Annotated in this window: 10 protein-coding genes; 9 read left to right on the top strand and 1 reads right to left on the bottom strand. The window is 33.7% G+C overall.

The window, feature by feature from the left end:
* Positions 1–282: 282 nt before the first annotated feature.
* On the bottom strand, positions 283–945 hold the full coding sequence (locus tag LEP1GSC059_RS01385; protein ID WP_017215184.1) for a hypothetical protein: 663 nt from the start codon (positions 943–945) through the stop codon (positions 283–285).
* 534 nt (positions 946–1479) lie between these two features.
* Between LEP1GSC059_RS01385 and LEP1GSC059_RS01390 the strand changes: the two genes are divergently transcribed.
* From LEP1GSC059_RS01390 to LEP1GSC059_RS01435, 9 genes are all read left to right on the top strand, one after another.
* Positions 1480–1764 (top strand): LIC10235 family protein, encoded by a 285-nt coding sequence (locus LEP1GSC059_RS01390; RefSeq protein WP_000802848.1) that lies wholly within the window; start codon positions 1480–1482, stop codon positions 1762–1764.
* Between the two features lie 227 nt (positions 1765–1991).
* Positions 1992–2642: a tetratricopeptide repeat protein gene (locus LEP1GSC059_RS01395; protein ID WP_020980101.1), complete on the top strand. Its 651-nt coding sequence runs from the start codon at positions 1992–1994 to the stop codon at positions 2640–2642.
* A gap of 85 nt (positions 2643–2727) precedes the next feature.
* The gene (locus LEP1GSC059_RS01400) at positions 2728–3945 is read left to right on the top strand and encodes a cyclic nucleotide-binding domain-containing protein (RefSeq protein ID WP_000103068.1); all 1218 of its coding nucleotides are present in this window, start codon (positions 2728–2730) and stop codon (positions 3943–3945) included.
* Between the two features lie 22 nt (positions 3946–3967).
* On the top strand, positions 3968–4654 hold the full coding sequence (locus tag LEP1GSC059_RS01405) for a DNA-3-methyladenine glycosylase family protein (RefSeq protein ID WP_020980068.1): 687 nt from the start codon (positions 3968–3970) through the stop codon (positions 4652–4654).
* A 746-nt stretch (positions 4655–5400) separates the two neighbouring features.
* A protein-coding gene (locus LEP1GSC059_RS22670) for an IS5 family transposase (RefSeq protein ID WP_155243374.1) occupies positions 5401–6176 on the top strand; the annotation gives its coding sequence in 2 pieces (ribosomal slippage) (positions 5401–5725 and positions 5725–6176; 777 coding nt in all).
* 418 nt (positions 6177–6594) lie between these two features.
* Positions 6595–8022 (top strand): SBBP repeat beta-propeller lipoprotein, LipL53 family, encoded by a 1428-nt coding sequence (locus tag LEP1GSC059_RS01420; RefSeq protein ID WP_020980118.1) that lies wholly within the window; start codon positions 6595–6597, stop codon positions 8020–8022.
* Positions 8023–8095: 73 nt separating this feature from the next.
* On the top strand, positions 8096–8791 hold the full coding sequence (locus tag LEP1GSC059_RS01425) for a hypothetical protein (RefSeq protein WP_002154410.1): 696 nt from the start codon (positions 8096–8098) through the stop codon (positions 8789–8791).
* 156 nt (positions 8792–8947) lie between these two features.
* Positions 8948–9589 carry a YqjF family protein gene (locus LEP1GSC059_RS01430; protein WP_235592150.1) on the top strand — a complete coding sequence of 214 codons (642 nt, stop codon included), beginning with the start codon at positions 8948–8950 and terminating at the stop codon, positions 9587–9589.
* A 426-nt stretch (positions 9590–10015) separates the two neighbouring features.
* Complete coding sequence (locus tag LEP1GSC059_RS01435) at positions 10016–10774, top strand: LIC10244 family PerRA/PerRB upregulated protein (RefSeq protein WP_002179252.1); 759 nt, start codon at positions 10016–10018, stop codon at positions 10772–10774.
* Positions 10775–11254: the final 480 nt, after the last annotated feature.

The raw sequence follows: 11254 nt of genomic DNA on the forward strand, positions 1-11254 counted from the left end.
GGTCGATTGAAGCAGTTTTGTTGATCGTCACTATGGAATTTTCAACAACTTTATTAACTTATTTTAGGTAGTTTAAGTTTAACATCTAATTGTTTTCACGTGGGTACCACACCAATTTATCTATAAAATTTTGATTTGTAAGAATTTCTGTAAATTAGCGTACTACAGGTTTTTAAAATATTCATTTTTTATAATGCTAAATTTGCGTTAATACGGTTTGGTTCTTTTATGAATGTTTAATATATTTGAGAATATCAAAATCATTTCTATAAGTTTGAAATTCTAGTTCAATTCCACACGATTTAGTTCATCCAACTCTACTTTCCAGGTTCGAACGATTTGAACCATTACATCTAAAACTTCTGGTTCCGGAGAATCGTAAGAATCTGCCGCAAATGAATCCACGGTTTCAAATCCTTGGATACGGATCAGGGAATTCTTTTCCATTTTTGCTCGAAAGACTTCGAACTCTTCTATAGAGTCCGTTTCGGAATTTTTTACGTAATATGGTTTTACGATGCTTACTCTAAGACTTTCTACGGGTAGACCTCTGAGAGTTTGTAAAATTCTAAAAGACAACAACGCGGCTTCTAACTTCATTCTTTCCTTATATTCTTTTTCTCCTAAAAATGTAAGAGCTGTATTGCCTCCCACAGAAAGGTTTATAACTAATGAACCGGTCGTACTTCCATCCGAAGAAAAGTTCGGAGATATTTCGATTTCTTTTAAGCGGTCGCCTAACAGTAAGAAAGACGTTTGACGTATCTTTTCTTCGACCGGGATCTGGCGATCTGATAATATTTTTTGAATCTTATTTTTTGTGCTTTGTTGACAGGTAGTATTTGTAAATAAGATCGAAAGAATAAAAACGAAATAAAACAATCTTAGGATTTTTTTAAGAATTTGTTTTTGAATGGGATTGAAGAATAATCTTCGTTTTTTCATAGAATCTTCCTATTAATTCCATTTAATTTTATGAACTCAATTGTTTTTTGCAAGTTTTTCGTTCTTGATCGTCAGATTTCTTAAGAATCTTTCGAATAGACCGTCCCTTGAAAACGTTTTTGGTTGTAAGCTTTTTCCCGGTTAGGTGAAAGTTTTTAAAACAAAAGATAGGGAAGTTGAACCTTGGGTCGATTTTTATATTCGAAAAGCGATTAGAAATTTATACTAAATTTTGTTTTCTTTTATCAAGAATTTATTTTTACTTGGTTCTATAAGACGGGTTGATCAAAAAATTGCTTAAAAATGGACTTCAAATCCAAAAATAGATGACCTTTGGATCAACGGTTTTACTGGAATTTGATCTTTCCTGTTTTGGAATAGATTCTTATTTTAGAAAGAGACTATTTTAGATCCTTGTATTCTAAATTCACCGAGTTTAAGCAATGTTTTAGTTTTTAGATCCTTTATAAAAAAAATTTACTCGTTTACTTTTTTCTGTAATTTTAATTAGGTGATTTCGTCATAAATATTTGTATGAAACCAAAAAAAATCTCAAACGACGATCTTGAGTCCCTAATAACGGGCGTTAAATCTCAATCCATTGAAGTGGTTGGAAATTACTTATATAAAGGATTCAGAATACAGGTTAGTAAATACAACCTGTCTGGCGCTGAAAGAGTTCAACTCCTTTATCAAAAAAGAAGAAATAACGGTCTTTGTATTGTATGCGGAAATAAGGTTACCAAAAAAAACCCTTCTTCCGGAAAACTCTACAGACTTTGCGAACACCATCGCAAGACAATCGATAAGAAAAAGTAATCAACCTTTTCGAAAAACCTGCAGATAATTCTAATAGTAGGAGTTTCCTTCGGAGTTTTATCTTGCAGGTCATAAAATCTTTTGCTTCTTTTACAAAGTATCGTAGATTTCAACCTTCCTTTATCGTTTGTCTCAACCCCTGGGTTTTTTATCCCTGAATTTACAAAACTCAACTTTCTGAGTGTATCTTTTCCAAAACCTAAATGAAAAATTATGGAGATGAGCTTATGATAAAAAAATCTGAATCGGAAATAAATTTTAAACTCAATTTTCTTTTGGAATATCCGGCTTTTCAACGAATCAAACTCAACAGTCGTCGATTTGAAACTTTTTTTGCATTTCCGAAAATCGCACGAAAAGGTCGAAATATAAAGTTTCTTAGGACTCAGATGTTTATCGTTTCTTTTCTGATTTGGTTTTGTTTTGCGGGTTCTTTGAGCGCAAATTCTCTTTTTGAAACTCAGGCTGAAAATCTACTTAGGATTGCGGAAGAAGCTTACAAAGACCGTAAATTTCATAAATCCATTGAGGAAATTAAAAATTTCCTGATTCTTTATCCATCTAGTAAATTTAAAAATAAAGCCTATCAGGTTTTAAAAGATAATTATTCCAGACTTGGCCGTCCTGAAAAAGTACTCGAAATCAATTTATATCAGTATGCCCAAGAACCTACTTCTTCTTTGGGGTTAAATGCTCTTTTCGAAGCCGGTAAACTCTATCTTGAAATCGGTGAGGAGAATAAGGCAAAAGAGGTTTTTAAATCGATTTGCAATCAGTATTTTTCCAGAGAACTAGCGGAAAAAGCTTCTTTGGAACTCTCCGAAAGGGAAATTTTAAAAGATTCAAACACGGAAATACAGGAATGTGCAGAAAAGTAATTCTTTTTTTAGAGATTGGATTCTTTAAAACCGATAATGAAAACAGTTGAACTCTGATTTTCAAAAAAAATATTAACATTACAGCATGTCCACAGGGATCTTCCAAATCGTTAATTTCCAAAAGGGCTCCTACATTATCGTAGAAGGTAAAAAGGATTCCCCTAGTTTCTTTATCATTCGAGAAGGAAAGGTAAAAATAGGCAGAGAAAATCCGGTTGTTGGCGAAGATCCAAATTCGGTTCAAGGTCCAGGGGACTTTTTCGGAGTTGTCGCTGCTATGAGCCAACACGCTCAAATTGAATCTGCAGTGGCGTTGACCGATGTTTCTGTAATCGAGGTAAGTTACGATCAATTCGGAACCCTCATTCAAAGAAACACTCCGGTCGCAATGAAAATCATTCGCTATTTTTCTATGAAGCTGCGTCAGTTTGATCAGACGATTACTCGTCTGACATTTCGTTCTGCAGTAGAAGAAGATCCGAACGAACTCTATAACATTGGGGAAAATTATTTTAATCAGAAGAATAACCATCACGCTGCCTACGCTTTCCAAAAATACCTCCAATATCTTCCAAATGGGCCGTTCGCTACTCAGGCTAAACTAAAATTACAAACGATGAATCAACCGATGCAATCTCCTGTCATCGATCTTACTAAGTTCAATCGTATGTATGCGGATAACGAGATGATCTTTTGCGAACATGAACCCGGTAGAGAATTGTATATCATTCAAAACGGAAAAGTGAAGATCACTAAAATCGTAGATAAAAATGAAGTCTTACTTGCGGTTCTTCAGAACGGAGACATTTTCGGCGAGATGGCTCTTTTAGATAATAAACCAAGATCCGCTTCGGCGATTGCATGGGGCCACGTTCAACTTCTTGCGATTAACAAAGCTAACTTTGAAGGTATGGTTAAGGCGCAACCTCAACTTGCAACCCGTTTGATCACACTTCTTTCCGAAAGAATTTGGACCGCTTATAAACAACTTGCAAATTTGATGATTAATGATCCGCAGGGTAGAATTGCAGATACTCTGTTGACTCTTGTTGAAAAAAATAGGATTAAAATTACGCCAAAAGTTTTATATAACTTTGAAATTGGCACGAAGGACTTGATTAAAATGGTGGGTCTTTCTTATCCAAAAGACGAAAACTTGGTTTTGGATCTTTTAACTAAAAACAAATGGATCAAACTGGATCAGGGTAAACTCAGTTGCACCGATTTAGTAGAATTAGAAAAGTTAGTTCACGTTTATAGAAAAAAATCTCAGATGGAAAACAAACTCAAAAAAAGAGTATAACAACATACTTTCTTGAGTTTAAATGTCTTCTCCAAATTCTTCCCAATCGACTCATCTGAAAAAACTTTCTTCTAACGTTTTAGAAAATAGGGAAGCTCGTCTTAAAAATGCATCTAATTGGCTTCGTAAAAAAGATCCGATTACAAAAAAATTGATCGATTCTATTGGTCTTTGTAAATTAAAAACTATCGGAACCCCTTATCAGGTTTTGATTAAATCTGTTTTAGGACAACAACTCTCCGTTAAAGTTGCACTGACTTTTGAACGTAGGTTGATTTCTTTGGCTGGAAGTAAAAGGATTCCTTCTCCCGAACAAATTTTAAAAATACCGAATAATAAGATGAGAAAAATCGGAATTTCTCAAGCCAAGACTGAAACGATTAAACGTATTGCTGAAGCCTACTTAAAACGAAGTATCACCGATTCTAAACTCCGTAAATTAGAAGATTTTGATATTCTAAATCTTCTTTGTTCTATTAAAGGTGTGGGGCCTTGGACCGCTGAAATGGTGTTGATTTTCGCTTTGGATCGTTGGGATCATTTTTCCATCAATGATCTTATCCTTAGGAAATCAGTCGAAAAACACTATGGAATTTCTAAGGATAACAAAAAAGAAATTCAACTTTTCTTAAATACATATTCTCCTTATAGAACGATTCTTTCTTGGTATCTTTGGGCGGATGTTGACGGTGGAGAGGGCTGGGGTTGATTTTATCTATTTTGAAATTTATGTTTTTTTTAAATTAGAGTTTTTGAAAAAATATATCTACGATTATTGAAACGGTTTTATCGGTTTGTTTCTATTAAGAGTTTATCCCAAAATCTCAAAGAATTTTACGCAATCATTCCTTAGGAATTTTTAATAAAATAGAGTTTCCTACATTTTTGTGAAATTCAATGCATCGCTTCTATGGTCGCTCTGGAAACTCAGCGTCTCGCTTCTATGGTCGCTCGACAGGTCGCATTTGGCAATTTGCGAACTTTCGAGAAGTTCTAATGTTGTTAAATTTTCATAGTAGTTCCCACATTTTTGTGAAACTCAAATTTCAGGGTCATTCGAAAAACTTAGCATCCCCCTCGACAGGTTTTGGGACAATCCCCAAGATTTAAATATTAAAAAAATTTAATAATTAAGAATGTTTGCAAATATACAACGGTGCGTCTTATAGACTTATTATAAATTTATAAAATACTGTGGGTTCGAAGTAAGAAAATGAAAAAGAATTTTTTGATAGTATGAGTTCCTACATTTAAGATTTGTTCGTAAAAACGTGGTTTGTGTGAGTTCCCGCACTTAGGAATCGATCTGTAAAGTTCAAATCCTAACTTTTTTCAGAAAAATGAATCCTAGATTTCTTACACCGAACTCACGTTCAACTAAGAGCCGGTCTCAAAACTGTTTGTAGAGAGAAAGGGTAATAATATCAATGTGAAATGGACAAATATTATTCATAGATACCGGATGCACTTTGGAAACAAATAGCCCCATTAATCCCGAAAGAAAAGGTAAATCCGAAAGGAGGTCGCAATCGAGTACCAACACGAGTAGTAATGTCAGGTATCATCTATCGAATGAAAACAGGCTGTCAGTGGCGTGCCATTCCGAATGAGTTTGGATCAGGCCAAACTTGTCACAGAAGATTTCAAGAATGGGAACGAGCAGGAGTATTCAAAAAGATTTATAAATCTATTTTAAAATATTATGATGTAAAGAATCAAATAGCATGGGACTGGGCTTCGATGGATTCGGCAATGGTTAAAGCTCCCAAAGGGGGAGCTTAACTGGGAAAAACCCTACAGACCGTGCCAAATTAGGGGTTAAACGACATATTCTTACAGATGGAAATGGAATTCCTTTGGCAATTACGTTGACTGGAGCTAACGTTCATGACAAACACGGTGTAAAAGATACGTTGAATTCAATCCTAATATTTTCCGGAAAAAGAAGAAAGAAGCCAAAACATATTTGTTTAGATAAAGGTTATGATTTCAAAGATATAGAAGTTTTAATCAAAAGAAGAAACATTCAATCTCATATTCGGAAAAAAGGTGAAAAGCCTCTCATCGGTAAATATAAAGGAAAACCTAGACGTTGGGTCGTTGAAAGAACTAACAGTTGGCACAATCGATTCAGGGCTATCCTAATTCGTTGGGAAAGAAAATCTGAAAATTATCTTGCATCTCTTTATCTCGCAAGCTCTATCATTGCTTTTAACTTTTTTGATAGGTAGTTTTGAGACCGGCTCTTAGTGTAGTCTGTAGACAATCTTAGGTTTTGAAGAAGTGTTTCGATAAGTATTTAATGAAAATAGAATATTCTTACGGTTGTAAATCTTGTTGAAAGTTGTATAAAATTTGGCTTCTGAGTGGCGACTCGTCAATGAATTCAATTTATTTATTACGTAGACGACATCAATAGTTAATCGAATCTGAAAAAAAATTATTTATATTTCTTAAGAAATATCTCTTAAGTCCATGATCAGTGAAACCAATCGGATAATATTTTAAAAATTATCTTCTTTATTTCATATTTGCCTTTATTATTTCCAATAGGATGATTCTCCCTATGTTTATTGAAATATATGTGCAAAATGTTTCCATAATATTATACTATAATTAATAAGATGTCTTTTTTGGAAAAATAAAACGATGCATAATTTAGTTATAATTTTTATATTCCTTCAGGCTTGTTCTGCACAACATTTGTACAATTTTTCAAACCCGGAAACAAGGGAATATTGGTTTCAATTTTTAATTCACAAGGGAGGTATAATTTCAGAAATCAATATGGAAACTGAAATTAGAGAGGAAGCGATAGAGATTTCTCATCAAGATTTAGATTCTTTAAATTTAGAATGGACTTTGTTGCAAGGTGCTCCTCGTGCAAGAACTTATGGGGTTAATATCGGTATAGATCATAACGATTTTATTTATGTAGCAGGAGATACAAATCAAGCGATTTTCCGAGAACAATTGATTGGGATAACAGATGTGATTCTTGGTAAATATGATTCTCATAAGAATATAATTTGGAGAAGGCAAATTGGGGCTCCACAAGCATTCTTGCAAGTTAGTGATTTTGGAGTGGATCCAAATGGAAATTCATACGTTCTTGGTTTTACACAGAATGGTTTTGCGGGCTCTGCATCCGGCAAATTTGATCTGTTTTTAGTTAAATTTGACTCTGAAGGAACTGAAACTTGGGCCAAACGAGTTAGCAATAGAGGACTCTACAATATGTATCCTCATAAGATTGTTGTAGATGAATTAGGAAATTCTTATATACTTGGAAGTTCTAACGGATCTTTTGAAGAAAATATAACAGGGAATTGCGCTTTTATTCTTAAATTTGACACCAATGGTAATCAAATTTGGTTAAAACAAATTATGATTCCGGGTGTTATTATTGCTTCAAACGGAATCACAATTGATAAAATAACGGGTAGTATTTATATAATTGGTTCTGGAAATGCAAACTTTGAAACTCTTTCACGTCTGAATACTGATTCTAATTTCTTTTTTATTTTTAAATACGATAGTAATGGGAATAGGCAATTTTTTGCTCAATTGGGTTTTACTTCTCGTTCAACTGAAGGGGTTTCAATCAGTGTGGATCCGTTTTCAAATGTTATTGTAGGTGGGTATACTAACGTTAATTTAGAATCAGGAGAACAAACAAATTATCGTGGATTTTTAATTAAATATGATTTTTCCGGTGCTTTACAATGGATTCGGCATCTTGGTCCAATCACAATCAATTTGGATAAACAGACATCGGTGAGCGCAATTTTAACGGATGAAGTAGGAAACGTTTTTTTAACAGGTCATAGTAATGTAAATCTTTTGGATGAAGTAGAAAGTTCGATAGGAGATAAAGACCTATTTTTAACTAAATACAGTTCTTCGGGAGAGATGAAATGGCTTCAACAAGTTGGGACTACCAATACATCTATAGAGAGCACCGGACTTGCAAGAGATTCGGAAGGAAATCTTTATTGTTCGGGATATTCGGATGGCCCTGTTAATGGAGTCTCTGAAATTGGTCTGCAAGATTTATTCATTTTAAAATACAGATAACTCTTATTCAAATTTAGTTTCTTTTCTGTTCAAAAAAGATTCGTTTGAGAGAAAGGACTCAAACGGCAAAATCATGAACCGAAATCGAAATATCATTCACGTTGGACTCAGTGATCTATTTCTACCGATCACAGTTCGATCCAAATCCGAAATTTTTCAATTTCAATCTAATTTAGAAGAATTGGGAATTGAAATCACCGGTACCAACTACGCACCAAATCAAAACGTTCTTACGAGACAACTTTCACAATCGGTTTTAACCATTCAAGTACTCAATGCTGGGCCGAATATCACACAATTACTTATCGTATCCGAAAATCCGGAAGTCTCCTTAGAATCTATCGAAGAGGATTTTGAAAGAGTGTTAGAAGCGTTTGATAAGGTTTGGTCGATTCAAGGAAAAAATGTCGTAAAAAGTGATCTCACCGTTCGACTTTTAACGGATTCTTCCACAGAACACGCGTTTGGTGAAATTTGGGAAAAAAGGCTGCGTCAGAACAGGGATGGTTTACAACAACTTGGAAGACCCATTTTAGGCGGAGGACTTAGATTTGTTTTACCTCCACTTAATAATCAAGATCCGGAAGATCATGGAATTGAAATCAAAATCGAATCTTTTTTTCCAGATCCTCGAAAAGTTTTTATGGAAACAATTTTTCTTTGGAATGCACCTCGTATAATTTCAGAAAGGTGGAGTACCTCTGATCGAATTCAAAAAGTAATTCAGTATGTTGAACAACACTTAATTCCTTTTTTAGATCAAACTTAAATTGACTGCGAACTATAACGATTTCATAATAAATCGATGAAATTGAATTCACTGACTGATATACTCAGTCAAACTTCGCATCGACCTTGGCCTTTACCAAAATCGAAGCCGTTTATGATTCAGTATTGGGAAGAATTACTTTTTCTTCATTGGGAGATTTCCAAACAATTCTTAGATGAAATTTTACCTCGGGGATTGGAGGCAGATACATTTCAAGGTAAGGCATACGTAGGTTTAGTTCCATTTCGTATGAAAGGAGTTAGGCCGATCTTCCTACCGCCTTTGCCTTGGGTTTCCTATTTTTCCGAATTGAACGTTAGGACTTACGTCAAAACACAAGGTAAGCCGGGAGTTTATTTTTTCAGCTTGGACGCTGGAAATCGTATTGTGGTCGAAGTTGCGAGAAAATTTTTTTATCTATCTTATTTAAATGCGAAAATGCGATTTAGAAGAAAGGGAATTAAAAAAGACTTCCATTGTATTCGAATCGATTCCCGTGCAAATCCGGGAGAATTCCACGCGACCTATTTTCCTTCTTCGAAAATTTATCAATCAAAACAAAACACCTTAGAAAATTGGCTCACGGAAAGATATTGCCTTTATAGCATGGATTCCGAGAAAAGAATTTATCGAGGAGAAGTCCATCATTTGCCTTGGTCGCTTCAGAAGGCTGAATTCGATATTTCGCATAACACAATTTTAAAAAACCATAATATTCCTATTTTAGAACGAGAACCACTGGCTCATTATTCTGAATCTTTAAAAGTCATCCTTTTTCCCTTAGTTCCCTTATTTTGAAATACAAGCAACGCGGATTCTATTCCGGACTTTAATAAAAGCCAAACTTGAAGTATATACTAAAGTGATTCAACGTAAGTATTTGTTTTAAAAGAATTTTTAAATTTTCACGTTATTTGGATTACTCGAGAGATGAGCTTTTTATTTGTTTATAATTTTAAAAAACTTTTAGTGTAAAAATGTTTAGATTATTTCGCTTTAAATTGTAAAATTAAAACGAAAGAATTAGTTGTAAGAACATCAAAAACGGTTTTTTGATTTTTAATATAGAAATTTTAAGAAAAGAGTTTTAAATAAAAGTAAATCCACGTCTATTAACGCATCTTAAATAAAGATAAAACTTATCGCTTACAAGCGGATCGTAAAACGTTAAAGAGACGATCAATTGGAATAAATCAATACGATAAAATTTGGAGATATTAAAACATGCTGGCACATATACGCCCCAATCAACTTTTTTGCACGGATAAGGATCGAGAACAAAGTTTACGAACTTTAGGAATGATGTTGGAACTGAGTGAAAAGTGTTACGTATTTGGAAAATACTTTTTTATAGATGCCTTTGATTCCGATGAGTATCCTTTTCTTTTGAGAAAAGGATTTGATTTGATGGGAATTGGAATGGATTCCGAAAATGTAAGTAATATCTTAAAAGGTTATATAATATCCGGAGGTTACGAAGGAAAGGAACTTTTAGATAGAATCGTTATCTTCGAAGGGATAGAAACGATTCAGAAAGAATTACCTATTTCCGTTTTTTTAGAAAAGGTAGCTTCTTATTTTGGAGAATCCTATCAGAAAAATTTTTGGGATTTCGTAAACCAAAAAAGAAAAGAGGTAGATACAGTTCTTCTCAATGATTTTTACGCTGAGTTTTATAATTCTAAACCTCAAATCGATTCAGATATACTTTTAAGCAGAGCATTCCATTCTTTATCTTATAACGAATTGAAGGATTTATTGAAACAAGTCAGTCTTCTCGATTTGGCGGAAGCGCTAAAAAGTGTACGTGAAAAACTCGTGATTCAAGTATTAGGTTTTCTAGATAGAGAGTCTTCTCGTTGGTTGATGAAAGAGTTGATGAGATCGGATGATTCGCACGATAGTTCTGAAAAGATAAAAGAAGCACAATTAAAGATTTTGGGAATTTTTGCTTCTAAAAAGGAACTAAATCGAGACTTCTGAACAATTTCGCAAAATGTAATGAACTCATTGTATCTTTTGCTAAAATCTGTTCAAACCTCGTTTTAATTCATCTGTAATTTGAATAAAACGAGGGAGTTTCCACAGGTTACGTTTTTTACTCAGAACTATTACATATAAAATGTGAATTTGATGTGACCAATGTGAAAGCGATTGTTTATGTTGCACTTCATAGGAAGCAACATTGAGTTTCTTATTCACCAAGATTTTCTTACGTCGAACTCACTTTAATAAAAGACCTAATCTTTATCAGAGTTATTGAAAAATTCCATAGCGAAGTTTAGCAAAAACTGTTTCAATTGTCCATTTCAATGCAATAGAAACAGATGAGGAAATTATTTTTTCAACAACTCTAATGTATGTTTAAGTAAAGAATATTAGAATTACTGCATAAAACTGCAAACTATCTCAAGAATACTTTGTCTTTATTTGAAATACCAAATCTGATGATTCTAAGATATT

The organism is Leptospira noguchii serovar Panama str. CZ214 (assembly GCF_000306255.2).
GTDB lineage: Bacteria > Spirochaetota > Leptospiria > Leptospirales > Leptospiraceae > Leptospira > Leptospira noguchii.

Bases quoted from the DNA above. Each gene is read 5' to 3' on its own strand.
- LEP1GSC059_RS01385 (WP_017215184.1), bottom strand. From the start codon at position 945: ATGAAAAAACGAAGATTATTCTTCAATCCCATTCAAAAACAAATTCTT.
- LEP1GSC059_RS01390 (WP_000802848.1), top strand. From the start codon at position 1,480: ATGAAACCAAAAAAAATCTCAAACGACGATCTTGAGTCCCTAATAACG.
- LEP1GSC059_RS01395 (WP_020980101.1), top strand. From the start codon at position 1,992: ATGATAAAAAAATCTGAATCGGAAATAAATTTTAAACTCAATTTTCTT.
- LEP1GSC059_RS01400 (WP_000103068.1), top strand. From the start codon at position 2,728: ATGTCCACAGGGATCTTCCAAATCGTTAATTTCCAAAAGGGCTCCTAC.
- LEP1GSC059_RS01405 (WP_020980068.1), top strand. From the start codon at position 3,968: ATGTCTTCTCCAAATTCTTCCCAATCGACTCATCTGAAAAAACTTTCT.
- LEP1GSC059_RS01420 (WP_020980118.1), top strand. From the start codon at position 6,595: ATGCATAATTTAGTTATAATTTTTATATTCCTTCAGGCTTGTTCTGCA.
- LEP1GSC059_RS01425 (WP_002154410.1), top strand. From the start codon at position 8,096: ATGAACCGAAATCGAAATATCATTCACGTTGGACTCAGTGATCTATTT.
- LEP1GSC059_RS01435 (WP_002179252.1), top strand. From the start codon at position 10,016: ATGCTGGCACATATACGCCCCAATCAACTTTTTTGCACGGATAAGGAT.